23 protein-coding genes, 2 tRNA genes and 1 pseudogene are annotated in these 23,405 nt (G+C 64.9%); 16 read left to right on the top strand and 10 right to left on the bottom strand.

Annotated features, from left to right (window positions below; translation table 11 throughout):
- Position 1: 1 nt before the first annotated feature.
- Positions 2-1,909 (bottom strand): phosphoenolpyruvate carboxykinase (GTP), encoded by a 1,908-nt coding sequence (locus tag CXQ96_RS09045; RefSeq protein WP_258058990.1) that lies wholly within the window; start codon positions 1,907-1,909, stop codon positions 2-4.
- A 276-nt stretch (positions 1,910-2,185) separates the two neighbouring features.
- Here CXQ96_RS09045 and CXQ96_RS09040 point away from each other — a divergent pair.
- A tRNA-Arg gene (locus tag CXQ96_RS09040) sits at positions 2,186-2,258 on the top strand.
- A gap of 97 nt (positions 2,259-2,355) precedes the next feature.
- Positions 2,356-3,774 carry an NAD(P)/FAD-dependent oxidoreductase gene (locus tag CXQ96_RS09035; protein ID WP_104117702.1) on the top strand — a complete coding sequence of 473 codons (1,419 nt, stop codon included), beginning with the start codon at positions 2,356-2,358 and terminating at the stop codon, positions 3,772-3,774.
- Positions 3,775-3,792: 18 nt separating this feature from the next.
- Here the strand turns inward: CXQ96_RS09035 and CXQ96_RS09030 are convergent, their stop codons facing one another.
- The 3 genes from CXQ96_RS09030 to CXQ96_RS09020 all read right to left on the bottom strand — a co-directional run bounded on the left by CXQ96_RS09030 (position 3,793) and on the right by CXQ96_RS09020 (position 6,473).
- Complete coding sequence (locus CXQ96_RS09030) at positions 3,793-4,329, bottom strand: histidine phosphatase family protein (RefSeq protein ID WP_104117701.1); 537 nt, start codon at positions 4,327-4,329, stop codon at positions 3,793-3,795.
- Between the two features lie 35 nt (positions 4,330-4,364).
- Positions 4,365-5,183: a winged helix-turn-helix domain-containing protein gene (locus CXQ96_RS09025; protein WP_104117700.1), complete on the bottom strand. Its 819-nt coding sequence runs from the start codon at positions 5,181-5,183 to the stop codon at positions 4,365-4,367.
- 120 nt (positions 5,184-5,303) lie between these two features.
- Entirely contained in the window at positions 5,304-6,473 is a 1,170-nt protein-coding gene (locus CXQ96_RS09020; RefSeq protein WP_258058988.1) for an APC family permease, read from the bottom strand.
- Positions 6,474-6,550: 77 nt separating this feature from the next.
- Here CXQ96_RS09020 and CXQ96_RS18840 point away from each other — a divergent pair, with 77 nt between their 5' ends.
- Positions 6,551-6,736 (top strand): hypothetical protein, encoded by a 186-nt coding sequence (locus CXQ96_RS18840; RefSeq protein WP_258058987.1) that lies wholly within the window; start codon positions 6,551-6,553, stop codon positions 6,734-6,736.
- Positions 6,737-6,759: 23 nt separating this feature from the next.
- Here the strand turns inward: CXQ96_RS18840 and upp are convergent, their stop codons facing one another.
- The gene (gene upp / locus CXQ96_RS09015; protein ID WP_104117699.1) at positions 6,760-7,395 is read right to left on the bottom strand and encodes a uracil phosphoribosyltransferase; all 636 of its coding nucleotides are present in this window, start codon (positions 7,393-7,395) and stop codon (positions 6,760-6,762) included.
- 23 nt (positions 7,396-7,418) lie between these two features.
- Between upp and CXQ96_RS09010 the strand changes: the two genes are divergently transcribed.
- From CXQ96_RS09010 to CXQ96_RS08995, 4 genes are all read left to right on the top strand, one after another.
- Positions 7,419-7,913 carry a nucleoside deaminase gene (locus CXQ96_RS09010; protein WP_104117698.1) on the top strand — a complete coding sequence of 165 codons (495 nt, stop codon included), beginning with the start codon at positions 7,419-7,421 and terminating at the stop codon, positions 7,911-7,913.
- 49 nt (positions 7,914-7,962) lie between these two features.
- Positions 7,963-8,451, top strand: coding sequence for a pyridoxamine 5'-phosphate oxidase family protein (locus CXQ96_RS09005; protein WP_104117697.1), 489 nt, complete (start codon positions 7,963-7,965; stop codon positions 8,449-8,451).
- Between the two features lie 69 nt (positions 8,452-8,520).
- A tRNA-Ser gene (locus CXQ96_RS09000) sits at positions 8,521-8,610 on the top strand.
- Positions 8,611-8,946: 336 nt separating this feature from the next.
- On the top strand, positions 8,947-9,492 hold the full coding sequence (locus tag CXQ96_RS08995; protein WP_104117696.1) for a hypothetical protein: 546 nt from the start codon (positions 8,947-8,949) through the stop codon (positions 9,490-9,492).
- A 109-nt stretch (positions 9,493-9,601) separates the two neighbouring features.
- Here the strand turns inward: CXQ96_RS08995 and CXQ96_RS18395 are convergent, their stop codons facing one another.
- A complete protein-coding gene (locus CXQ96_RS18395; RefSeq protein WP_181036408.1) occupies positions 9,602-9,778 on the bottom strand; it encodes a hypothetical protein in 177 nt (58 codons plus the stop codon).
- A gap of 79 nt (positions 9,779-9,857) precedes the next feature.
- On the opposite strand from CXQ96_RS18395, the gene CXQ96_RS18390 reads away from it, so the two are divergent.
- Entirely contained in the window at positions 9,858-10,028 is a 171-nt protein-coding gene (locus CXQ96_RS18390) for a hypothetical protein (RefSeq protein WP_181036407.1), read from the top strand.
- A gap of 895 nt (positions 10,029-10,923) precedes the next feature.
- The gene (locus tag CXQ96_RS08990) at positions 10,924-11,664 is read left to right on the top strand and encodes a bifunctional 2-polyprenyl-6-hydroxyphenol methylase/3-demethylubiquinol 3-O-methyltransferase UbiG (protein WP_104117695.1); all 741 of its coding nucleotides are present in this window, start codon (positions 10,924-10,926) and stop codon (positions 11,662-11,664) included.
- Between the two features lie 548 nt (positions 11,665-12,212).
- Here the strand turns inward: CXQ96_RS08990 and CXQ96_RS08985 are convergent.
- The 3 genes from CXQ96_RS08985 to CXQ96_RS08975 form a co-directional block, all read right to left on the bottom strand.
- Positions 12,213-12,593, bottom strand: coding sequence for a hypothetical protein (locus CXQ96_RS08985; protein WP_104117694.1), 381 nt, complete (start codon positions 12,591-12,593; stop codon positions 12,213-12,215).
- Between the two features lie 363 nt (positions 12,594-12,956).
- On the bottom strand, positions 12,957-13,733 hold the full coding sequence (locus CXQ96_RS08980) for an SDR family oxidoreductase (protein WP_104117693.1): 777 nt from the start codon (positions 13,731-13,733) through the stop codon (positions 12,957-12,959).
- Between the two features lie 184 nt (positions 13,734-13,917).
- Positions 13,918-14,721 carry an SDR family oxidoreductase gene (locus CXQ96_RS08975; protein WP_104117692.1) on the bottom strand — a complete coding sequence of 268 codons (804 nt, stop codon included), beginning with the start codon at positions 14,719-14,721 and terminating at the stop codon, positions 13,918-13,920.
- 241 nt (positions 14,722-14,962) lie between these two features.
- On the opposite strand from CXQ96_RS08975, the gene CXQ96_RS08970 reads away from it, so the two are divergent.
- The 7 genes and pseudogenes from CXQ96_RS08970 to CXQ96_RS08940 all read left to right on the top strand — a co-directional run bounded on the left by CXQ96_RS08970 (position 14,963) and on the right by CXQ96_RS08940 (position 22,468).
- A complete protein-coding gene (locus CXQ96_RS08970) occupies positions 14,963-16,009 on the top strand; it encodes a TerC family protein (RefSeq protein ID WP_104117691.1) in 1,047 nt (348 codons plus the stop codon).
- Between the two features lie 110 nt (positions 16,010-16,119).
- A complete protein-coding gene (locus CXQ96_RS08965; protein WP_104117690.1) occupies positions 16,120-16,887 on the top strand; it encodes an SDR family oxidoreductase in 768 nt (255 codons plus the stop codon).
- A 5-nt stretch (positions 16,888-16,892) separates the two neighbouring features.
- Positions 16,893-18,118: pseudogene (gene nhaA / locus CXQ96_RS19045) on the top strand (Na+/H+ antiporter NhaA); the annotation flags it as partial.
- Positions 18,113-18,748 (top strand): DsbA family protein, encoded by a 636-nt coding sequence (locus CXQ96_RS19040; RefSeq protein WP_368783595.1) that lies wholly within the window; start codon positions 18,113-18,115, stop codon positions 18,746-18,748. The pseudogene nhaA and the gene CXQ96_RS19040, both read left to right, overlap by 6 nt.
- Positions 18,749-19,007: 259 nt before the next feature.
- The gene (locus CXQ96_RS08950) at positions 19,008-19,763 is read left to right on the top strand and encodes an ABC transporter ATP-binding protein (RefSeq protein ID WP_104117687.1); all 756 of its coding nucleotides are present in this window, start codon (positions 19,008-19,010) and stop codon (positions 19,761-19,763) included.
- Between the two features lies 1 nt (position 19,764).
- Positions 19,765-21,675: an FtsX-like permease family protein gene (locus tag CXQ96_RS08945; RefSeq protein ID WP_104117686.1), complete on the top strand. Its 1,911-nt coding sequence runs from the start codon at positions 19,765-19,767 to the stop codon at positions 21,673-21,675.
- 265 nt (positions 21,676-21,940) lie between these two features.
- Entirely contained in the window at positions 21,941-22,468 is a 528-nt protein-coding gene (locus CXQ96_RS08940) for a hypothetical protein (RefSeq protein WP_104117685.1), read from the top strand.
- A 211-nt stretch (positions 22,469-22,679) separates the two neighbouring features.
- On the opposite strand, the gene CXQ96_RS08935 is transcribed toward CXQ96_RS08940, so the two are convergent.
- Positions 22,680-23,405: helix-turn-helix transcriptional regulator (locus CXQ96_RS08935; RefSeq protein WP_219816116.1), on the bottom strand; the 726-nt coding region annotated here is incomplete at its 5' end.

Raw genomic sequence — 23,405 nt, 5'->3', positions numbered from 1 at the left:
GTCAGGCGTTGCTGAACCGCTCCTTGAGTTCGTGGAGCTGACCCTTGAGCTCGCCGGGCAGCGAGTCGCCGAAGCGCTCGTACCACTGCTCGATACCTTTGATCTCCTCCGCCCACTCGAGGGCATCGACGTGCACTGCGGCCTCGACCTCGGCCGAGGTCATGTCCAGGCCGGTGAGGTCCAGGGAGTCCCCGGTGGGGACGTAGCCGATGGGTGTCTCGACGGCGTCGGCGGTTCCCTCGAGGCGCTCGATGATCCATTTGAGCACCCGCGAGTTGTCGCCGAACCCGGGCCAGGCGAATCCGCCCGACGCGGTGCGGCGGAACCAGTTGACGAGGAAGATCTTCGGCAACCTCGACTGGTCCGCAGCGGCGCTGAGGGTGAGCCAGTGGTGGAGGTAGTCGCCGGCGTCGTACCCGATGAAGGGCAGCATCGCCATCGGATCGCGGCGGACGCGGCCCACCTCGCCTGCGGCTGCAGCCGTGGTCTCCGAGGACAGCGTGGAGCCCATGAAAATGCCGTTGGCCCAGTTGCGGGACTGCGTCACCAGCGGGACGGTCGTCTTCCGGCGGCCACCGAAGAGGATCGCCGAGAGCTCGACGCCGTCGGGCCGGTTGAACTCCTCGGCCAGCATGTCGATCTGGTCGATGGGCGTGCAGAACCGGGCGTTGGGATGCGCTGCCGGACGGTCCAGGTCCTTGCCGATCTCCGGGGTCCAGTCCCGGCCCTGCCAGTCGATCAGGTGCGCCGGCACCTCCTCGGTCATGCCTTCCCACCACACGCCGCCGTCGTCCGTGAGCGCGACGTTCGTGAAGACGGAGTTGCCCTTCGCGATGGCGCGCATCGCGTTCGGGTTGGTGTGCCACCCGGTGCCGGGGGCGACGCCGAACAGGCCCGCCTCGGGGTTGACGGCACGCAGCTCGCCTTCCTTCCCGAAGCGCATCCAGGTGATGTCGTCGCCCAGGGTCTCGACCTTCCAGCCCTCGATCGTGGGATCGAGCAGGGCGAGGTTGGTCTTGCCGCAGGCGGAGGGGAACGCGGCCGAGAGGTAGTAGGTCTTGTCCTGCGGGGAGGTGAGCTTGAGGATCAGCATGTGCTCGGCGAGCCAGCCCTCGTCGCGCGCCATGACGGATGCGATCCGGAGTGCGTAGCACTTCTTGCCCAGCAGGGCGTTGCCGCCGTAGCCGGACCCGTAGGACCAGATGGAGCGCTCCTCGGGGAAGTGCACGATCCACTTGTCGTCGTTGCACGGCCACCGGACGTCGGCCTGGCCTGGCTCCAGTGGGGCGCCGAGGGAGTGCAGGGCCGGGACGAAGTCGGCTCCGAGTTCGGTCATGCGAACCAGGACCGCCGTGCCGATGGTCGCCATGATCCGCATGGACGTCACCACGTAGGCGCTGTCGGTGATCTCGACCCCGAACTTCGGATCCTCGGCGTCGAGATGGCCCATGACGAACGGGATCACGTACATCGTGCGGCCACGCATGGACCCGGTGAACAGCCCGGTGAGTTTGGCCTTCATCTCGTCCGGGTCCATCCAGTTGTTCGTGAAGCCCGCTTCCCGTTCGTCCTTCGAGCAGATGAACGTCTGCTCCTCGACGCGCGCCACGTCCTTCGGATCCGAGAAGGCTGCGAACGAGTTGGGGAAGGTTTCGGGGTTCAGCCGCACGAAGGTTCCGTTGTCGACGAGCCCGTCCGTGAGGCGCCTGTTCTCCTCGTCGGATCCGTCGACCCAGACGACCTCGGCAGGCTGCGTCAGCTCCCGGACCTGCCGCACCCAGGCGAGGAGGGCCGGATGGGTCGTCGGAGCGGAACCGGGATTATCCTGCTGCGTGCTGCCGTCAGGACCGGCGGGTGGTGCATCAACAGCAACCTGTCGTACGGGATCGCCCATTTCTCTTCCCTTCATTGGGGGACTCGGTGTTCATCGATGCTAGGGGCGCGATATTTCAGGCAAGGGCGCGCCGTGCGGAACACGTGCGGCAGTGGAGGGACGACCCGCGCCAACAAGCGGATGTCGAGCGCTTACGCTCAGCCAGGCTGTGACAAAGGTCACCTATACCGGTATAGGTGGGGAGGGGCTCGGCGTCTGATTAGGCGTCGTGGCGAATCCACGCTAAAGTTGTCTACGGCCAAACGGCCCGCTTGTAGGACGGATTCGCACGGCGGATCACCGACTACGGATGCGTGCGTAGCTCAACGGATAGAGCATCTGACTACGGATCAGAAGGTTGGGGGTTCGAATCCCTTCGCGCGCACGACGGTTCAGCTGAACCTCCCGAAAGGCCCCGACTCCGGTCGGGGCCTTTTTCGTCGCGGTTGCTCCTCCGGCACGCGGGTGGAAGGCTCTGCCGTATGAGCGAATTCGAGACCACTGATGTCATTGTGATCGGCGCCGGTGCCGTCGGCGAGAACGTAGCGGGACGGGTGGTCGAGAAAGGGCTTTCGGCGGTGCTCGTCGAGGCCGACCTCGTCGGCGGTGAGTGCTCCTACTGGGCCTGCATGCCGTCCAAGGCGCTCCTGCGTCCCGGCACCGTCCTGAGAGCCGCACGAGGTGTAGCCGGAGCCCGTGAGGCGATCACCGGAACCCTCGACGCACAGCAGGTCCTCGAACGCCGCACGTCCTTCACCTCCGACTGGGACGACTCCTCGCAGGAGGAGTGGGTGGCGTCCGCAGGCATCACCCTGCAACGCGGCTGGGCGAAAGTAACCGGTGAACGCGAGGTCACCGTCACCCACTCCGACGGCTCCGAGAGCCGCTACCGGGCCACACACGCCGTCGTCCTGGCCACGGGTTCGACGCCGGTGGTCCCGCCCGTCGACGGGCTCGCCGACCTGGACTACTGGACCACCAGGGAGGCCACCTCCGCGAGGCAAGTCCCGGCAAGCCTGGCCGTCCTCGGCGGCGGGGTTGCCGGCGTCGAACTCGCGCAGGCATTCGCGCGGCTCGGTTCCGAGGTCACGGTCATCGCGCGCAGCGGCATCCTGGGGAACTACCCGAAGGAGGCCTCAGACCTCGTCGTCGAATCCCTCCGCGGCGAGGGCATCACCATCCTGACGGACACCACCACCAACGCCGTCCGCAAGGAGGACAGCCTGTTCGTGCTCGACGTCGGGGAGGGCCGCAGCATCACAGCCGAGAAGCTGCTCGTGTCCACCGGGCGCCACCCGCACACGACCGGGCTCGGCCTCGAGGACCTCGGCCTGGAGGCGAAGGGCATCCGCAGCGACGACACCGGGCTCGTGCCCGACGGCGGTGGCTGGCTCTATGCGGTGGGCGATGCGGGAGGCAGGGTGCAACTGACGCACCAGGGGAAGTACGAGGCCAGGATGACCGGTGACGCCATCGCTGCCCGGGCGCACGGCACCCTCAGCGATGCTGCAGCGGACTGGAGCCCCTACACCGCGACGGCGGACCGCGCAGCCGTTCCGCAGGTCGTCTTCACCGATCCGGAGATCGCGATGGTCGGCCGCACCCTCGAGCAGGCACGGAAGGACGGGGTGAACGCGTCGGAGACGTCCCTTGAGATCGCCGTCGCCGGCTCCTCGCTCCACTCCGATGGCTACAAGGGTTGGGCCCAGATGGTCGTCGACGAGGACCGCCACGTGATCGTCGGCGTCACCTTCGCGGGACCGGAGGTGTCCGAGATGCTGCATGCTGCAACCATCGCCGTCGTCGGTGAAGTACCGCTCGACCGCTTGTGGCACGCGGTACCGGCATACCCCACGGTCAGCGAGGTCTGGCTCCGCCTGCTGGAGAAGTACGGGATGTAGTCTGCCGAGCCGGCGCCGTCAGCGGAGGTTGGGCGCCCTACGCACCACGAAGTCGGTCACCTCGGCGTCGCGCCCATCGAGTTCGGCCCACGCACCGTCGTAGCTCATGACCGTCAGACCCGCGGTCGGATAGTCCGTTGCCAGGTCCATGACCGCGCGCTCACTCGACCTCACTGAGGCGAGGCGCATGGCAAGTTCCTGAATCCCCGGGTTGTGCGCGATGACGAGCAGGCTCGTGACCGTCGGCGGAACATGATTGATGAGCGCCAGCATCTCGGTCGGCGGTGCTGTGTAGAGATCGTCCTCCAGCTTCGGCGTGGGGGCCTTGTCCCCGAGTTCCTTGCAGACCCACGTGCAGGTCTGGCGCGTGCGGAGCGCAGTCGATACCAGGATGAAGTCGGGGATGGCATCGTGCTCGAGCATCCACCGGCCGATCAGCGGTGCGTCCGCGTGCCCCCGCGAACTGAGGGAGCGCTCGTGGTCCGGCACGCCCTCCTGGAACTCGGCCTTTGCGTGGCGCAGCAGCATGAGCTTCTTCAGGTGATGGGAGGCCATCTCCGCAGTCTATGGCCTCCCGGCTGCACAGGGTCCTAGATCGAGTACTCCGGCGCTGCCCAGACGACCACTTCGGGGTGGTCGTAGAAACGGTAGCCCTGACCGCGGACGGTGCGTACGGTGTTCGCGAGGCGACCCAGCTTGGAACGGAGGCGGCGGATGTGGACGTCGATGGTGCGCTCATTCGGCACCTCGTCCGCGTTGCGCCAGAGTCCACTCAGAAGTTCCTCGCGACCCACCGTACGGCTCGCGTTCTCGACGAGGTAGTTGAGAAGCTCGAACTCCTTGAACGTGAGGTTCAGCGTCTCGCCGTCGAGGTGTACCTCGCGTCGGGACAGGTCGATCAGCACACCCGTCGGGCGGGCGGGCTGGGCCTGCGGGCTGGCGGGCGCCTCCGGGCGCGGGCGACGGGCGACCGTCGGGTCGCCGAGGGCGGCACGGACGACGTCGATATCGGAGCCCGGGGCGTCCGCAGGAGCAAGGGCGACAGCGGCATGGCTCTCCGCCGTCGGGACGAGGGAGCGCACGTAGGCCCGGACGTCCTGGGCCAGCTTCGAAAATGTCGTGCCGGCGGCAGCGGCGGTGGTCTCGTCGAGCGCGACGTAGAGCACGAACCCGCGAGCGGTCGTGTCGCCGGTGACCGCCTGTGGACCCGGAACACCGTTCGGGGCGACGACGGGGACGGGAGCGCTGAGCGGCTGGGCGGAGTCTCCCCCGGGAACCGCCTGAAGGCGCGAGTGGGGATGGGGGGCCTGCGGCGCATAGGAGGTGAAGGACGGCCCGAACTGCTGGCGTGCCTGCCGGTTCTGCTGCGAGCGGAGGGAGATATGGACGTAGCCCGGATTTACTGACATGAAAACAACCTCGTGAAGTATGCCGTCATCGCGGCTCGAATGCGGGATGTGCCCGGTCGGGATGAAGAGAGATGCCCGCCGTTGGGCTTGAAGTGCGCAGGAAGGGTTGGGGTATAACCGCTACGCGTGCATTCGGAGACAGCGGAGGTCCGCTCCGGACATGGCGTCCGAGGAGGGAACTGCGGCTGCAGATGCGAGTGAGTTGATGATCACGTGTCGAATTATTGCATGTAACAATCGGCTACGCGCAAGTAACAATGCCGCGAAGTCCAGCATGTGGGCATATGGCAGTGGCCGCACGTCCACGAGGGCACAGGGGCAGTGTGTTCCTGCCTCGTCCTGCTCCATGCGGAGACCCGTTCCTCGTGCTTGCGACGGGCACGGGCGCACAGAACAGCACGGACCCGACCGCCGCATAGGCGAGTCCGCCGAGCCAGACGACGCCGGTCTGCTGGGCCAGCAGTGCGATGCTGGCGATGATCGCCAGCATCGCACTATCCGGGGCACCGAGAAGTGCTTGTGCTCGACCTTGTCCTTCTTGAGGACGAGCACGCTGACGTTGGCCGACAGGAATACGAGGAGCAGCAGGAGCACGGTGGTCGCCGCCAGCGTGGCCAGGTCACCGAAGATCGTCAGGACGATCGTCAACCCCGCAACGACGACGATCGAGACCCACGGCGTGCGCCGCTTCGGCAGCACGCGACCGAAGGCGCGAGGAAGGAGTTCCGCCTCCGCAAGTCCGTAGGCGACCCGGCCGGCCATGACCATGAACAGCAGGGCGCCGCTGGCGATCGCGACAAGGGCAATCAGGCTGAACAGCCAGGGCGGGACCCCCGCCCCACTGGCGTTCACCACGTCGAGCAGCGGTCCGGTGGACGTCGCAAGCTCGGACGGGGGCAGGACGATGACCGCGCCGAGGGCGATGAGGAGATAGACGAGTGCAGCCGTGCTGATGGCGCCGAAGAGCGCGCGAGGGTACGCCTTCGCGGGGTTGCGAACCTCCTCGGCCATATTGGCTGCTGCCTCGAATCCGAGGAAGGAGAAGAAGGCGATGACCGAGGCTGCGAATGCGCCCTGCAGAGGTGGCACATCAGGCGCGAATTCGAGGAGGCGTGCCGGCTCCCCGTTGCCGCTGCCGAGCACCATGGCGGCGAGCACGATGACGATCACGAGGCCGGTCACCTCGATGACGGATGCTACGAGGTTCGCGGCGAGCGACTCCCGGACACCGCGGAGGTTGATCAGCGTGAGCAGGATGATGAAGACCACAGCAGCGGGTGCAGCCGGCACGTTGATGAGCGCGGCCAGGTAAGTCTCCGGCGAAGGCGTTCGCCAGGGCCGCGGCCGTGGTAATGCCCGACGCCATCATGAGGAAGCCGACCAAGAACGACAGGTACGGGATGATGAAGGCCCCGTCGACGTATCGCGGCGACACCGGCGTGCGGATACTTGGTGATGAGCTCCGCGTACGTTCCCGCGGTGAGGAGCGCCAGAACGAGTGCGATGAGCAGCGGCGTGCCGATCGCCCCATTGGAGTCATTCGCACCCGGTAGCGCAACCCCTCTACGGCTTCGGTCTACCCGACGACGCCGTAGAGGCGGTCTCCCGCGTCGCCGAGGCCCGGCACGATGTACGACTTCTCGTTGAGCTTCTCGTCGATCGAGGCCAGCACGATCGTGACGTTGCGGCCGTCCAGTTCCTCCTGCAGGGTCGCAAGACCCTCCGGGGCGGCGAGCAGGCAGATGCACGTGATGTCTGCTGCCCCACGGGCGAACAGGAACTTGATGGCCTCGCGCAGTGTTCCGCCGGTCGCGAGCATCGGGTCGAGCACGAAGACCTGGCGCCCGGTGAGGTCGTCCGGCAGTCGCTCTGCGTAGGTGATGGCCTCGAGGGTCTCCTCGTTGCGGGCCATGCCGAGGAAACCGACCTCGGCCGTCGGTACGAGGCGCGTCATTCCCTCGAGCATCCCGAGCCCGGCCCGGAGGATCGGCACGACGAGGGGGGTGGGCTTCACGAGACCCGTACCCTCGGTGGTCGTCACTGGCGTCTCGATGGACACGGTCTCGACCCGGACGTCACGCGTGGCCTCGTAGGCCAGCAGGGTGACAAGCTCCTCGGTGAGGAGCCTGAACACCGGCGACGACGTGTTCTTGTCCCGGAGAACCGTGAGTTTGTGGGCTACCAGGGGGTGGTCGACTACCAGTACGCGCATGGGTCAAAAGTACCATTGAGCCCATGACCTCCTCCCTTCCGCCCTCGGATGCCGACCACTGGGCCTGGATGGGGCTGGCCCTGGAGGCAGCGTCACTGACGCGCCCGAGCGCCGACGTGCCGATCGGCGCCGTCGTCGTCGGTCCTTCAGGGGAAGTGCTCGGGACCGGATGGAATCAGCGCGAGGAACTCGGGGACCCGACGGCGCACGCCGAGGTGCAGGCCATCCGCGCCGCGGCCGGCCGGCTCGGCGCCTGGCGGCTGGAGGGTTGTGCCCTGGTGGTGACGCTCGAGCCCTGCGCCATGTGCGCCGGCGCGTCCGTACTGGCCCGCATTCCCCGCGTCGTCTTCGGGGCGTGGGACGCGAAGGCGGGAGCGTCGGGGTCCGTCTTCGACGTCCTCCGGGAGCGTCGGCTGAATCACTGGACGGAGGTCTTCGCGGGGGTTCGTGAAGATGAGTGTTCGCGGCTGCTCAAGGACTTTTTCGCGCTCCAGCGTTCCGGTTCCGACTCCCGGTGATTCTGCGTAGGCTGATGAAATCCGCAGCAGACCGCACAGAGGAGCAGACGTGGCGAACCAGCAGGACGGCTTGAAGGAAGTACAGGAGATCCTCGGCAAGGCCGACATCGCGATCCTCACCACCGTGAGCCTCGAGGGGCAGCTCGTCAGCAGGCCCCTGGCGCTGCACGGCAAGGACTTCGACGGCGACCTCTGGTTCTTCACGGAGGACCCGTCCCCGAAGGCCGACGAGATCCGGGCCAACCCGCAGGTCAATGTTTCGGCGAGCACGGGCAAGGGCTACGTGTCGATCGCCGGTACGGCCACCCTGTCCAAGGACCAGTCGAAGATCGACGAATTGTGGGGCCCCTCCGTCTCGGCGTGGTTCGAGAACGGCCGGGACGATCCCGCCGTCGCGCTCCTCCACGTCGATGCGCATACGGCCGAGTACTGGTCGATGGACGCCCCACGCGTGGTATCCGCCGTGAAGATGGTCAAGGGACTCGTGACCGGCAGCAAGCCGAGCTCCGGCAAGAACGAGGTCATCGAGCTCCCGTAGCCGCTCCCCCGGCGCCCCGTGCTTCCCGTTTTGGGTCTGGGGCGTCGCACCCAGTAAAGTAGCGGCGTTGGTGACGTGTCCGAGCGGCCGAAGGTGCAACACTCGAAATGTTGTTTGGTGTAAAAGCCAACGTGGGTTCAAATCCCACCGTCACCGCCAGCGAAAACCCCCGGGAATCCGGGGGTTTTCTGCATTCTCAGAGGCATGTGGTGCACAGTCTGAGGAGTCAGGGTCAGATCGAGGTCCTGACGCACGTGATCTCCAAACCGGCACTGTTAGCGCAGGTTCACCTTCGGTCGCTTCTTTCGTCAACGGTCTGAGGCCGACCGGCTTCTCCCGAATGCCAGCAACGTTGGTCGGCCGTTGGTCGGACCCGGGAGACGACCACCCCGAAAGCGAACGCACTGAGCAGTTAGGCGAGTGTTGTGTGCCCAATCTCAGCGGACCAACCACAGCGTATTGCGAGGGCTCACTGCCTGTTGCCAGAATCGCCCCATGGGGATCACAGGCACGTCTGTCGTAGGGCTGCTGGTGGGTAGTGCCCTGGCTGTTTTCGGCTGGAATGCCATCGGACCGGAGCACCCCGTCTATGCCATCGTGGTGCAGGGAGGATTCCTCCTGATGGCTCTCCTGGTCGGTGTAGCTCTCACCGATGTCGCTCGATCTCGATACAGGGTCAGACCGATCGAGCTCCGGATCTACGGCTGGCTCGGGGCCGGACTGCTGCAACGGTTCCTGAACGTGACCAGGTGGAACAGGCTTGTCAGGCAGATGCGGGAAGACGCGGACGGAACCCTCGGTCCGCGGGGCTTCCTGGTCGGCACCGAGCGCAGCGAGACGAGTCATCTCGTCGGCGCTATCGCGACCGGGCTGCTCGGTATTATTGCTCTGGTCGCAGGTCACCCACAGGGAGCCCTGCAGATCGTGCTCGTCGGAGTGCTGGTGCACTGCTACCCGATGATAATTCAGCGGTTGCTGCGGTACCGGGTGATCGGCGGCCGAGACGTCCAGATCTCCCACCTCGACCGAGTTCAGGCATAGAGGGACCGCAGGACGCTGCTGACGACCAGCCGCAGCTCGAGCGGCTCGATGGCTTCCGGTGCCACGTCCGGTCACTTCAAGCGGAGCGCTCGCTACAGCCCGGTAACTTTCAGGCCTGCGGACCCTCGCTCCCGGGCCCAGGTCGCCGTGCTGCCTCGGCGTGATAGGACCGGACACCGTGCTTCACCGCGAAGCGGACGACCACGTAGAGCACGAGGCCGACGACGGCGATCGAAACCAACCACATCGCCAGAGCGACGACAAATCCGAATCCATCCAAAGCCATTACTTCCCCCACATACGTTGCTGAGCGTTCAGTGGTCCGAGCCTAGCGCCTGCCGAAATCTCGTCCTTACACTCAGCGGATGGCACCGCTTGAGGTCACCGTCGACGACGAGGTGTTCCGTGTCACCGAACGAACTCTTCCCTACGGAGCGCTCTGCTACGACTTCGCGTGGCTCAAAGGGCCGGTTGAAGGCACCTACGGTCTCACTGTGCGCAAGTTGGTGAGCCCTGGTGAGCCGCACCTGGCGTAGCCGTGGTAACCGAAGAGGAGCCGCGCTACGGGCCCAGCGGTTCGTCGAGGGCTTCTATGCCCCGGGCGGGGTCGGGGAGGAGGACTTCCTCGACCATGTTCCGGCGGGCCGCCGCCGGCGACGGTGCGAAGGATGACGAGCCGTGTCATCCACAACCGCCGCCACCATCGCCCCCACCGCCTCCGCCGCTGTCACCCATGGCAGCAATTCCTCCGAAGATAGCTACTGAGCTACGGTCACCGGCAGAGCGTTGAGTTGAAGGCGTCCTACGCAAGGACCTCAGTGACCTCCTGATCAGCACAGCGATAGCGAGAATGATCAGTGCGATCATGAGTCCGATGAGGAGTACGTTGCCGAATTCCATGCTCAGATTCCTGTCGGTTGAGCGGTGTTGTTCCGGACTCGCCTACTGAATTCCTTCAACCTGCACTTCGGGGTCACAGTCAAACACAGGCAGGTCCTGATCCAAAGGGTTCAGCGCATAACGACCCGGACGCGGACCTCGGAGCCGCTACTTTGGCTGGTCATACTGCATGTGATGGATGGTGAGGTTGCCGGTTCCGGGCTGATGGGGACTGCGCCGCTCGCGCAGCCTCGTTGCCCGGTACTGGTCACGGGCGAGATTGAGAACGTACGAGGCGAAGAATCCCGCGAGGCCGATGACCCGCAGGGGCCGCCAGCGGGGCTCGCCGAGTCTCAGGGAGATCTCGAACCCTGTCGGTTACCTGGTGCACCTGCCCAAGAACCTCGACCACGCTGAAGCCGTGCTGGTCCACAACCGGCCGAGCCGACATCGCGAAGCTACGCACACGACCCGGCAGACTCTCGCTGCGCTCGAGGTGAGGAATCCGAAACCTCCAAGCTCCGGCTCTGGCTATCAAGTAGCGTCTGTGCCATGCCTGACGCTCTCTTCAGTAACACGCGGCTCGCCCGGGTGTACGACCCCCTCGACCCTGACCGCAGTGATCTGGACAACTACATGGACATTGTCGACGAGTTCCGGGTGACGTCGGTCCTGGACGTCGGTTGCGGCACGGGGACCTTTTGCTGCCGGCTGGTGACAGAGCGCGACCTCCGCGTGCTCGGTGTCGACCCGGCAGGAGCGTCCGTCGACGTCGCCCGCGCGAAGGCTGGCGCGGATCGTGTGACGTGGGTCGTGGGAGTCGCCCCGGACCTGGCTGCTGATGACTCCCACCACCAGCAGTACGACCTCGCAACGATGACCGCCAATGTCGCCCAGGTCTTCCTCGACGACGAGGATTGGCTCACTAACCTGCGATCAATTCGTACCTGTCTTCGTCCAGGGGGCCATCTGGCCTTTCAGAGCCGTGTGCCCTCTGACCGGGCATGGGAGCGGTGGACCAAGCAACTGTCGCATCAGGTTGTTGCTGTCGAGGGTGAGGGGCTGGTGGAGGACTGGGTGCAGGTCACCCGAGTCGATGGTGAGCTCGTTACCTTTGAATCCCCGACGATCTTTCTGGCCGATGGTGAGCGCATCGACTCGACCTCGACGCTACGCTTTCGCACACGCGAAGCGCTCGAACGCTCGCTGGAGGCCACCGGTTTCTCTGATGTTGAGGTCCGGGACCTGCCCTACGCACCCGGTCGGGGCTGGCTCATCATCGCCCGGGCCTGATCTCCATCACGCGAGATGCTGCGCCATCGGCCTCACCTGGCACGACCGTCCCTGAGTGAATCGTTCCACGGGACGACTATGCAGGGGTGACGGCCAGCAAGCCCAACACTGCGATGCAGATCAGAACAAGGATCACAGCAACCACAGTCCAACCGAAGATCGACCAGGCCAGCCTCTGCCGTTCGGTCAGGTACTCGTGATGCGGATTCCGTCCCATTGCAGGAGGTTACCTGAGCGCGTGGAGCGGCCTCCGAGCTAGAGCCTCCCGAACGGTCCTGCCGCATCAGTTGGGAGCCGTGCGGTTCTCATCGACCTCGCGAGAAGTACTACTCCCACCAGAAGGATGAAGAGAGCCAGGACCAGCACCGCCTGATCACCCGATGTGGGAGGGCAGCCGCCCGAGCTGTCATCGATTTCAGGGCACGTCCGCCAAGGCTGCAGGAAAACGACGACGCTACCTACTGCTCCGAAGATCGTCAGCGGGAGTCCCAGCACTGCAAACACGGTCGTCCTGGAAATATCCGGTGCGAAGCTTCCCATGGTCATGACTACGAAGTGAGCTTCGTGCGCTGGGACACCCAGATGGAGCCAACCGGCATCATGAACTCGTCGTAGCAGGCCTGCATCACGTCGTCTGCAGGTGGGGCATCACCACTGTAGGAGGACGTGAATCCCAGCTGGTTGCCGTCCTGCAACTCGATTGGCCCTACACCCCATCCTGCGTCCTGGATGCAGGTGCGTGCAGCGTCGATCGCGTCGCGGTACTCGGTCTCCGTCACGACCAGGTCCTTCAGGACAGCCTGCTGGTAGGAGCTCGCACTGTCGCGCATCTCGCGCTTCCGGTCCTCGGAGAATGACGGTGCAATCGCGCAACCCGAGAGCATGAGCGCTGCACAGCCGGCACCGATGATTTTCGACGTGTTCCCCATGGAAGCATCCTGCCTCACGGTGCGACGAGCGTCGATACCTGCTTCCTTCACTGCCTGCGCCTCGGGATTCTCCGAACCAGCGCCGAGGCGCTGACATGAAGCCCAGTCTAGTGAGGCGGTTCCCTGCCGCGGCCGAGCTGCTCTGACGGAGATTGAGGTGCTTTCAGGCGCCCCGGTCACTCCCAGCCCACAACCGGGTGGCTCGCGTCCACGTTCAGTTCCCACGGTCTGCCGCGGAGAAGTGTGAGTGATCAGTGGGCGCTTGAGGCGGTTCGCCGGGAAGCAGGAGGGTGGAGCCTGAGAGGCTCCACCCTCCTGCTCACGGTCCGGGTCGATCCGTGGGTGCTCAGGGCCGACTGCCGCCTAGATGATCTGGGCGGTGGGCAGGATGGTCAGCTCGGTGAGATTGACGTGCTTGGGAAGCGCTGCGACGAACGAGACCGTCTCCGCGACGTCTGCGGACTGCAGGACATCGATCTGATGGATGAGATCTGCCATCAACTTGCTGGCATCGGGGTCGGTGACGTGGTCGGGCAGCTCGGTGTTGACCATGCCTGGCTCCACGGTGGAAACCCGGACGTTCTTGCGCCCGAGCTCTGTCCGCAGGAGACGAGTGATGTGGCTGATGTACGCCTTCGTGCCCGAGTAGACCTGGAACTTCTCGAGGACCCGTGTTGCAGCGATCGAGGACGTGGTGATGAGGTCGGCCGGCCGTCCGTCGGTCCCTGCGGCTTCGAGGGAACCGACGAACGCCTGGATGGTGTTCATGACGCCCTTGATGTTGAGGTCGATCTGCGCGTCCCAGTCCTCGGTCTTGAGGTCGCCGATCTCGGAGATGAGCTGCACCCCGGCGTTGGCGAAGACGAGGTCGACGTTGCCGAGTTCGACCGAGATGCGTTCGGCGGCCGCTCGGACCGCTGCTCGGTCGGTGACGTCGGTGGGCAGGGCCAGGGCGATGCCTCCCTTGCTCGTGATGCGTTCTGCGACGTCTTCCAGCCGGTCCTTACGGCGCGCCAGCAGCGCGACCTTGGCGCCGAGCTCGGCGAAGCGTTCTGCCGTGGCCTCACCGATTCCGCTGGAGGCGCCTGTGACGACTGCAACCCGTCCTGCGAGGGGAGTGCCTGCGATGAGTGTGCTCATGATCTTCTCCTGACTGTGAGGAACCGGTCTCCGGTTCGAACGACGTGGGGCTTGTGCTCCCACAACCACTCTTCGTGACCTGCTTGCCGCTAAACAGGGTGGGTCACACCTACCTTCGGCTCACCTGCACGGTGCGGATGGTGGTTCTGTTGGCGCCTGCACGAACCGGGTCACCCAGGGACCCCTACACCGCACCGAGCCTGCCGTGCTTCGTCGGGACGACGGTAAGTTCGGACAGGTTGACGTGTGGGGGCAGTGTCGCAGCGAAAGCGACGGCGTCAGCCACTTCGTCGGGGGTGAGGGGCAGGTCTATTTCACGGAGGTCCTCGAGCTCGCGTCGGGCCACACGATCAGAGATCCCTTTACCGAGCCGGGTGAGGGTGACCCCTGCTTCGACGAGCTTCACCCGGACTCCGTTCGGTCCGATCTCGGCTCGGAGTGTCCGTGCCAGTTGAGCTATCGCTGCTTGGCTGGCGCCGTAGACGGAGAAGTTGGGGAACAGGACCTCGCCTGCGATCGAGCCGATGAAGATCAGGTCGCTCGGCCTGCTGCCAACTGCTGCCTCCTCCAGATCGGGCAGGAACAGCTGGGCGGTATGCAGCATGCCCAGGACGTTGACCTCGATCATCTGGGTCATGTCGTGCACATCGGCGTCCCTCAGGGGCCCACCGTTCATGACGCCTGCGTTGGAGACGACGAGATCCGGAACCCCGATCGAGTCCATGATCTGCCGTCGTGCCCTGCTCATCGCCTGCCGATCAGTGACGTCGGCGACGGCAGCAAAGGACAGCCCGTCCCCTGGCAACCGCGAGCGTTGTTCCTCGAGTCTCCTGCCATCGAGCCCAAGCAGGGCTACGGCAGCGCCCCGCGCGTGAAGTGCTGCCGCAGTTGCGGCACCGATACCGGATTCGGCACCAGTGATGACAGCAACCCGGTGGCGAAGGGGATAACGGTTGTCCTCAAGAGTGATCTGGTCGACGAACGGCATGACGGGTTCCTCCTCAAACGGCGACCTGTGCCAGGAAGTCCAGGCGTGGACATGAGTTCCCCTCCAGTGCACTCCTGATCAGGACCGCGAAACAGGGTGCAGTCCACCCACGCTGAGTCAGCAACCGGCTGCCTACTGTAGTGGCGATGAGCGGGTTCGGGTCGAATACCCCGTCGTTGCCGCCAACCAATGAGCTCGATAGGCCGTCCGTCCTTTTCCTATCGCTGAGAGGAACCTACTGATGCAGCCGACGTCACTGATCTGGACCGCGACCGTCGCGGTGATCATCACACTGCTCGTCATCGACTTCGTGTTTCACGCGCGTCGACCCCATACACCGACCATCAGAGAGGCCGCCTGGTGGTCCGCCGCCTATGTCGGGCTGGCCATCCTCTTCGGCTTCGGCGTGCTGCTCGTCGCGGGCAAGCAGGCCGGAGAGGAGTACTTCGCCGGCTATCTCACCGAAAAGGCCCTGTCCGTGGACAACCTCTTCGTGTTCCTGGTCATCATGTCCAGTTTCGCCGTTCCCCGGCCCTACCAACAGAAGGTGCTGCTGTTCGGTATCGCTTTCTCGCTCGTAGCTCGCACGGGGTTGGTCTTCGTAGGAGCGGCCTTGGTCAATTCCTTCGCCTGGACGTTCTACCTCTTCGGGACGGTTCTCCTCGTCTCCGCGGTGAATCTGCTGCGCCGCAGGACCACAGACGCGCACGAGGAACCGGCGATCGTGCGATGGGTACGTCGGGTCATCCCGACGACGCCGGGCTACGACGGCAACCGCCTTCTGACCCGGGTGGAGGGCAGGCGGATGCTGACTCCGATGTTGCTGGTCATCCTCGCGGTCGCGGCGACAGATGTCCTGTTCGCCGTGGACTCCATCCCCGCGATCTACGGCCTCACGCAGAACGTCTACCTCGTCTTCACGGCCACAGCCTTCTCCCTGCTGGGGCTGCGCCAGCTCTACTTCCTCATCGATGGCCTACTCGACCGCCTCATCTACCTCGCCAAGGGCCTGGCAGCAGTGCTTGCCTTCATCGGAGTACGGCTCGTCCTACACGCTCTGCACGAGAACACGCTGCCCTTCATCAACAGCGGCCGGCCGGTTCCCGTACCGGACATCGACACCGGAACTGCCCTGCTCACGATCATCCTGATCCTCGCTGTCACAGTCATCGCGTCCCTCCTCCACCCGGCCGGCGCAGAACGTTCCACATCCCCACGCGACCAGGTTCAGGACCAGCACGAGGATCAGCACCGCCGGGTCGATGACGGCTCCCCCTCGCACCGGTAACTGACCGGAGAACCCACGCTCACCCCGCCCGGGCGGGCTCGAAGGGACGGGTCCTCGGGTGGGTGCAGCACAGCCACGCTCGTACCTCTTCATCACGTCAGGATCAAAGGATGAAACCGTCATTTCCGTTCCACCTCAATGGCAGGACCGCCGTCGTCATCGGCGCGACAAGCGGAATCGGCACCGGCATCTGTCAGGCACTGCTCGGTGGTGGTGCTTCCGTGGCACTGGTCGCCCGCGACATCAACCGACTCAAGCATCTCGAACGCTCCTTGGAGGCCCCGCGGCGGACATACAGTGTCAGCGCCGATATCACCGACACTTTCCAACTCACGCAGGCACGCGACGCTATCATCGACCACTTCGGCTCGATCGACCTCGTCGTCATCAGCACAGGCATCATGGTCGGTTCTCCCTTCGAGGATGCCATTCCCGCCGACTGGGTCTCCATGATCGACGTCAACCTCCACGGGCTCCTCTACGCAGCGCAGACTTTTTCAAGCGACCTCATCAGCGCAGCAGACGCAGGCGGGCCGAGCGACCTCATCTTCATCGGGTCCCTCGGCTCGCACGTCCAGTACCCCAACTTCTCCGTCTTCACCGCCGTGTCCGCGGCGATCGCTCAGCTCTCCAGGACGTTGAGGTCGGAATACGGCCGCAGGGGTCTGCGCGTACACAACATCGAACCGGGCTTCACGCGCACCGACTTCGGGCGCAACCTGAACCACGAGGCGGCACGAGCGCACTGGAGACACCTCGAGGAAACGATCACTCCCCTGGACCCGGCTGATCTCGGTCGGATCGTCGCCCTGACCGCAGCCATGCCTACCGGCCTCAACATCGCCGAGATGGTCGTCCTTCCGACCGAGCAGGATTGAGCACAATGCCACATCTCCTCTCCCCCGTTGCACGTCGGCAGGTCAACAAGTCCTTCCGCCGCGCGCTGCACGCCGTCTCGCTTCTGCGCCCGCCCTCAGGGGAAGTCGCCGCCGCAACAGTCCTGCTGTCAGCGACGCTGATCGCCCTCGTATGGGCGAATCTGCCGGGATCGACCTACCACGACGTCTGGGCAACACCGTTGTATTTCGAGTTCGGGTCGCTCTCGTTCGGCATGGATCTGCACCACTGGATCAACGACGCACTGATGGCACTGTTCTTTGCTTTCCTCACCCTCGAGGTTCGCCGAGAGATCGAGATGGGAGAGCTGCGCGATAGGCGGCGCGCGGCCGTTCCCGTACTCGCCGCAGCGGTCGGCCTCGCCCTACCGGCCGCTTTGTTCCTGGCGGTGACGGCCGACACCGACGCCGCGGCTGGGTGGGGGTCGTGGTTTCCACCGATACCGCCTTCGTGCTCGGAGTGCTCGCCCTCGTGGGGCGACGTATGCCCGCTCAGCTACGGGTCTTCCTGGTCACCCTCGCCGTCGCCGATGACATCGGCGCACTGGCCATCATCGCCCTGTTCTACACCGACGAACTGAAACTCGTCCCCATCCTCGTTTCGCTGGCCGGCCTGGCGATCATCGCACTCCTGCGTCGGCTCGAGGTATGGCGGGGTGCAATCTACCTGATGGCTGCGGTCCTAGTCTGGGTCGCCCTCTACGAGTCAGGCGTTCATGCCACTCTCGCCGGCGTCGTCATCGCGCTGTTGCTTCCCATCTTCCCTACCAGCCCTGAGCACGTCACCCGTGCGCGCCGACTCATGTCAGCCTTCGCCCAGTCGCCCTCCCCCACCTTCGCCCGGCTCGCAGAAGACGGCCTGCAGCGCGCCGTCTCCGTGAATGAGCGCGCCCACCGGCAACTACTGCCCTACGTCAATTTCCTGATCCTCCCGCTCTTCGCCCTGGCCAACGCCGGCGTCCACATCACACCCGACATCCTCAAAGATGCCTTCACCTCCGAACTCACCTGGGGAATCATCCTCGGTCTGACCGTCGGCAAGACCGTGGGAATCACAGCAACCGCAGCAATCGCACAACGGGTACGCCCTGGTGCACTGCCGCCAGGGCTTCGCATCAGTCACATCGGCGCCACCGCGGTGTTGTCCGGTATCGGCTTCACACTCTCCTTGTTCGTCGCTGATCTTGCCTTCGACGATGAAACCACCCTGGGGCGCGCCCAAATCGGGATCCTCTCAGCGTCCCTCCTCGCAGCAGTCATCGGCTCGATCCTGTTCCGGATACTGGACCGAAGAGAACGCTCCACCACATCCGCGGGAACCGAACTCAGGCCACCAATCACGCCCGAGCGAGATCACACTCGCGGTCCGGCGGACACCCCATTGAACGTTGTCGTCTACGGCAGCTTCACCTGCGGCTTCTGCGCAGCGTCGGCCGAGGTCATGGACGAGCTCCGTGCACATTTCGGGCAGCAGATGTCCTACACCTTCCGGCACCTACCCGCCGGGCTGCCCTTCGCCCGCGAATTTGCCCTGGCGTCAGAAGTGGCCGCTCAGCAGGGTCGGTTCTGGCAGTTCTACGACGCAGTGTTCGCCAGCCAACCCATCACCAACAAGACACAACTCTACGAAGCCGCCTCACGCGCCGGCATGAACCTCCGCCTTCTTCGCAACGACCTCTCCTCGGAAAGTGTGGCCCACCGCGTCGAAGAGGACGAGACCGCAGCGTCGGACATGGGATTGAACTCCACCCCCGCCCTTTTCATACAAGGAGAGCTCTATGAGGGAGCGAAGGACGCCGACACCCTGGTGCAGATCCTCGAGAATCGGCTGACCGATGCGTAGCCCACGCCTCCGGATGACGGATACATGCCGGTCAACCGTCATACTTTGTCTTATTAGCCCTACGCTGTAGGTTTTGCGGGTGGCCCATCGCGCTGACCCCTACACCCGATCCGAAATGGGGAACCGACCACGGATTTCCTGTCCGGGCTCCTACCCTCACCCCTCACGAGTGGACGCAACTCACCGACGACACGAGGTTCTCGGAGGCGTCCCTCGCCCTCCATTCCCCTTGCACGGATCCGTCCAGAAAGGCCCGATCATGACCACTACCGCACACTCACCGTCCGTAACGCGTATGTCCGCCGTCTCGCTGCAGGGGGTGAGCCGTTCTTATGGGTCGGGACCTGCAGAGGTCCGGGCACTTCGTGCAGTGGATATCGACTTCCCCCGGGGTAGCTGGACAGCGGTAATGGGTCCCTCCGGGTCCGGCAAGTCGACCTTGCTGCACACTGCTGCGGGGCTGGAACGCCCCGATGCCGGACGCGTGGCACTTGGCGATACAGATCTGTCCGCGGCGTCGGAGGACCAGCTCACAGCCCTGCGGCGCTCCCGGATCGGCTTCGTCTTCCAGAGCTTCAACCTCATCGCCTCCCTGACCGCTGAGGAGAACGTCTCCCTTCCTCTGCGCCTGGCGGGTCGTGCCCCTTCGGCCGCAGAGGTGCAGCAGGTACTCGCTTCTGTCGGTTTGGAAGGGCGGGGGCGCCATAAGCCCAGGGAGCTTTCCGGGGGCCAGCAGCAAAGGGTTGCCATTGCTCGGGCCATGATCACGCACCCGGAGGTTCTCTTCGCGGACGAACCGACGGGAGCGCTCGATTCGACGGCTGCACGGTCAGTGCTCGAACTCATGCGTTCCATGGCTGACCAGGGGCAAACCATCATCATGGTCACTCACGACCCCTCAGCAGCTGCGCGCGCCGACTCAACCTTGTTCCTCCGTGATGGGCAGATCGTTGACCACCTGACCGGCGCGGATACCGCAGCCGTGGCCGCACGGCTCGTCTCGCTGGAGGCCTGAGATGCTGCGTCTAGCCTGGTCCAGCTTCACGGAGCGCTGGCCTTTGTTCATCGGGGCGATCCTCACCGTGACCCTTGGCGTCGCACTCGTGCAGTCTTCCCTGTTACTCCTGCTCGCCGCCGCAGCCCAACAGGCTCCGTCTGGCGCTGATGACGTCACCGCGCTTCAGCTCGCCGAACGTTCCCTGGTTGCGGTCACGGTTCTCGCCGTCACGCTGGCCTTCGCAGCGTTCCTCGCAGTCTTCATCATCAGTTCGACATTCGCCTTCACTGTCGCCCAACGACGTCGGGACCTTGCACTTCTCCGCCTCATCGGAGGCAGCCACCAGCAGGTGCGCCGCCTCCTTGTGAGTGAGGCGTTCCTCCTGGGAGCGACGGGGACCCTCATAGGTATCCCTGCTGGCGTTGGTCTGATGCACCTGCAGGCCGCGCTCATGGCGCGTCTGGGGTTTGTGCCGGAGAGTTTCACCGGTCATTGGCACTGGTGGATCCTGGGGGTATCCATCGGGGTCGGGTTGGGCTTGGCCGTTACCGGCGTCCTCCTCGCCGCGCGACGCGCTGCCCGCGTCGCCCCTTTGGAGGCTCTGCGTGAGACCGGGGCGGCGACCCGTGTCATGACTCGTGGCCGGTGGATCGCTGGAACGGTCCTGGTCCTCGGGTCGGTCCTGCTCATCGGGCTCGCTGGCGTCGGTGGGCCTGCCGGGGGACAGGCCATGGCGATGTTGGTGTCGGTCAGTGCGGCAGTCGGATTCACTGCGCTCAGCCCGCTGCTGGTTCCCTTTGCGGCGCGCCTCATCCCGGCACGTCCTGGCGCGGTCCTGGCTCATCTCGCCAAGGCGAACCTGCGCGACAGCGTGCGCCGAAGCGCTTCAACGGCCGCCCCGCTGATCGTGCTCGTCGGCCTTGTCCTCGGGCAGTCGACCTCCCTCTTGTCGTTCTCCGCCGCCGCCCAGGAGGAACTACGGAACAGCACCTCCGCCGACCTCGTACTGACTTCCGCCGGACCGCGGGGGCTTGAGACCGTTGACGGGACGGACGGTATTGCTCACCTCTCCATCGAGACCAGCCTGCCGATCTCCGTGACCACCGGAACCGGTGAGATGGCGTTCACGGAGATAGGCCGTGCCCTCATCATCGAACCGGAGCGATATTCACGAGCCCACCCCGGCAGTACCACCATCGGGCAGCTTCCCGCCGAAGCTGCGATCGCAGGCCCGGGCGCCCTCGGCACCCCAGTCGGCAGTACCGTCGGCATCCGGATCGGCGACATCGACCTCGGGGAGCGCACCATCGTTGATCAGGTCCCGCCCACGATTGCCGGAGGAGCAGCTGTCCTCCTCGATGCAGACTCCGTGGCCGCTGACCTGCAGGACAGCGGACAGACCACCACTTTCATCACTCTCGAGGAGGACGCGAAGCCGAGCGAGGTCGTTGACCGGCTACAAGGCTTCGGCACGGTCCTGACCTTCGAGGAGTGGCTGACCAGCAGCGCTGCTGCGGGTACCACGACCTCAGCTTCCATCCTTCTGGTCGTCATGGGACTCGGCGGCGCCTATGCTCTCCTTGCTGTCGTGAACGCCGTCGTCATTGCCGCAGGTGAGCGCCGGCGCGAATTTGCAGCGGCACGAGCCACCGGCCTCACCCGAGGCCAGGTCATAACCATGGCCCTGATCGAATCATCAACTGTGACCGCCATCGGCATCGGCCTCGGCGTCCTCGCCGCGGTCGGCACACTCCTGGCCGTGGTCACGACGACCACGGCCACTCTCGGAACGGCATCGATATCCGTGCCCTGGCTCCTGACTGCGATGCTCATCATCGGCGCTTTCCTGGTCACTGCGCTGACCAGTGCCGCAACGACCATCACAGGCACTCGGCAGAGTCCTATCCGCCTGCTCCAATCCCGGGAGTAAAGCCACAACCGCGAGAGGAGGCTCTATATCCGGAACCGGCACTCGCTTGCTGCTTCCACCAGCTGCCGTCGAGGGTGTGTGCAGTGCTGCTACCTCGCCCCCTGTCGCCTGACATCCAACCGCCGTAGGCTTGGACTGGCGGGGGCTCGAGAAGCCGGGCTTTCACGTCCCGCCATCAGCTGGACGTTCGGCGAGCACCCGACTACATGTGCTGCCGCCGAGCGAGAAGAGCGAGCAGACTATGAGATTTACGATGGACAGCCCAATGACGGGGAACCCGGAGTTCATGCGGGTGATCAGCGACATGATCGAGCGACTGCCGAACACCCCCGCCATCGTCATCAACGCCGCGGGAGATGTCCTTGCCGGCAATGACCTCGCCCATGAATTGTTCATCGAGTTCACAGTGCGCGGCAACCTGAACCGGATGGTGTTCCTTGATCCTGCGGCCCACTACTGCGACGCCGCCTGGACGTCCCAGGCAAGAGATTGCCTGCGGAGCCTCCGGGAGGCGTACCAGTACTCGCATGATCCTGCCGTGGACGAGGTGGTCAGTGATCTCCTGAGATCCAGTGCATCGTTCCGTGTCATGTGGACCGCGCAGGAATGGAACCAGCACGATCGCTCGGCGCGGATCTTCCACCACCCCGAGATGGGCCCCCTCATCGTCGATGAAGTGAGATTGGTCAGCGCCGCGAATCCGGAACTTATCCTCATCGCGTTTGTTCCACGCCCAGGTTCGCCCAGCGACGATTCCCTCAGGCTTTTGGCAACTCTGCAGGTCTCCCCCTAAGCGACTTCGTCCTCGATGCCAGCGGCCAGACGCCCCGCTCCTTCGCCTGGGCCTACGCCGCAATCAGCTTGCTCACGCGATCAGCAACGAGCAGGACGAAGGACCGTACAAGCCTCGCTTTTGGTGGTGAGCGAAGACTGGGCAGCGAAGGGGTCCCCGGGCAGGGCGATGATGGTGCCGGTCCGCCGCGTCATTGTGCCACTGTCGGTGGCTATCCGGTGGTGAGCTCGGGTTCCGCGGCTCGCACCCTCACGGAGGGGGCTTCAGTAAGGCCTGGTCGGAGGGACAACAGGCGACTCTCGCTCACGCTGCCCGGATCGGGTTGATACACGATCAGTTGCTGCCCGGGTGCACTCATTACATGGAATGCATGGAAGTTGATCGTGATGTCGCCCGCCCGTTCATGACGCAGCAGCTTCGTTTCCTGCGTCTTGGGCTGGATGTCGAACTTCTGCCAGAGTCGTTCGAACTCCTGGTCGCCGCGCAGTTCGGAGATCAGCGCGTTCCGCTCGGCGGCGGAGGGATGCTGGTGCATCGTCGCCCGGAGGGCCGCGACGCTCGACTCGGAGGCTCGCTTCCAGTCGGCGAAAAATGCCTTACCCGCCGGGTCGAGGAAGACGTTCTTCACGAGGTTGTCGTGGCGGGCGAAGGAGCTGAACAGTTCCCGTGCGAGCGGGTTGAGCTGGGTGATGTTCAGCAACGGATCGAGGATGAACGCTGCTGCGTCATCCCAACTGTTGAGCATATGAATGAGGGCCGGGTCGATGGGAGCGGCCGTAGCCGGCGGTTGGGGAGCCAGACCGGCCAGCAGCCTTAGGTGATCGTCCTGGTGCCTGGTCAGCTTCAGGGCCTCCGACAGGGCGGAGACGACCTGGTCCGAAGGCCGTTTCTCCCGTCCCTGCTCGAGGCGGATGTAGTAGTCCGTGCTCAGACCTGC

Source organism: Arthrobacter sp. B1805 (genome assembly GCF_002929745.1).
GTDB lineage: Bacteria > Actinomycetota > Actinomycetes > Actinomycetales > Micrococcaceae > Arthrobacter_D.
This window is presented reverse-complemented; position numbering and strand designations above follow the sequence as displayed.

What these genes read in the sequence shown, in the direction of transcription:
- CXQ96_RS09045 (WP_258058990.1), bottom strand. Translation starts at nt 1,909, where the DNA reads ATGAAGGGAAGAGAAATGGGCGATCCCGTACGACAGGTTGCTGTTGAT.
- CXQ96_RS09035 (WP_104117702.1), top strand. Translation starts at nt 2,356, where the DNA reads ATGAGCGAATTCGAGACCACTGATGTCATTGTGATCGGCGCCGGTGCC.
- CXQ96_RS09030 (WP_104117701.1), bottom strand. Translation starts at nt 4,329, where the DNA reads ATGGCCTCCCATCACCTGAAGAAGCTCATGCTGCTGCGCCACGCAAAG.
- CXQ96_RS09025 (WP_104117700.1), bottom strand. Translation starts at nt 5,183, where the DNA reads ATGTCAGTAAATCCGGGCTACGTCCATATCTCCCTCCGCTCGCAGCAG.
- CXQ96_RS18840 (WP_258058987.1), top strand. Translation starts at nt 6,551, where the DNA reads ATGAGGAAGCCGACCAAGAACGACAGGTACGGGATGATGAAGGCCCCG.
- upp (WP_104117699.1), bottom strand. Translation starts at nt 7,395, where the DNA reads ATGCGCGTACTGGTAGTCGACCACCCCCTGGTAGCCCACAAACTCACG.
- CXQ96_RS09010 (WP_104117698.1), top strand. Translation starts at nt 7,419, where the DNA reads ATGACCTCCTCCCTTCCGCCCTCGGATGCCGACCACTGGGCCTGGATG.
- CXQ96_RS08995 (WP_104117696.1), top strand. Translation starts at nt 8,947, where the DNA reads ATGGGGATCACAGGCACGTCTGTCGTAGGGCTGCTGGTGGGTAGTGCC.
- CXQ96_RS18395 (WP_181036408.1), bottom strand. Translation starts at nt 9,778, where the DNA reads ATGGCTTTGGATGGATTCGGATTTGTCGTCGCTCTGGCGATGTGGTTG.
- CXQ96_RS18390 (WP_181036407.1), top strand. Translation starts at nt 9,858, where the DNA reads ATGGCACCGCTTGAGGTCACCGTCGACGACGAGGTGTTCCGTGTCACC.
- CXQ96_RS08990 (WP_104117695.1), top strand. Translation starts at nt 10,924, where the DNA reads ATGCCTGACGCTCTCTTCAGTAACACGCGGCTCGCCCGGGTGTACGAC.
- CXQ96_RS08985 (WP_104117694.1), bottom strand. Translation starts at nt 12,593, where the DNA reads ATGGGGAACACGTCGAAAATCATCGGTGCCGGCTGTGCAGCGCTCATG.
- CXQ96_RS08980 (WP_104117693.1), bottom strand. Translation starts at nt 13,733, where the DNA reads ATGAGCACACTCATCGCAGGCACTCCCCTCGCAGGACGGGTTGCAGTC.
- CXQ96_RS08975 (WP_104117692.1), bottom strand. Translation starts at nt 14,721, where the DNA reads ATGCCGTTCGTCGACCAGATCACTCTTGAGGACAACCGTTATCCCCTT.
- CXQ96_RS08970 (WP_104117691.1), top strand. Translation starts at nt 14,963, where the DNA reads ATGCAGCCGACGTCACTGATCTGGACCGCGACCGTCGCGGTGATCATC.
- CXQ96_RS08965 (WP_104117690.1), top strand. Translation starts at nt 16,120, where the DNA reads ATGAAACCGTCATTTCCGTTCCACCTCAATGGCAGGACCGCCGTCGTC.
- CXQ96_RS08950 (WP_104117687.1), top strand. Translation starts at nt 19,008, where the DNA reads ATGACCACTACCGCACACTCACCGTCCGTAACGCGTATGTCCGCCGTC.
- CXQ96_RS08945 (WP_104117686.1), top strand. Translation starts at nt 19,765, where the DNA reads ATGCTGCGTCTAGCCTGGTCCAGCTTCACGGAGCGCTGGCCTTTGTTC.
- CXQ96_RS08940 (WP_104117685.1), top strand. Translation starts at nt 21,941, where the DNA reads ATGACGGGGAACCCGGAGTTCATGCGGGTGATCAGCGACATGATCGAG.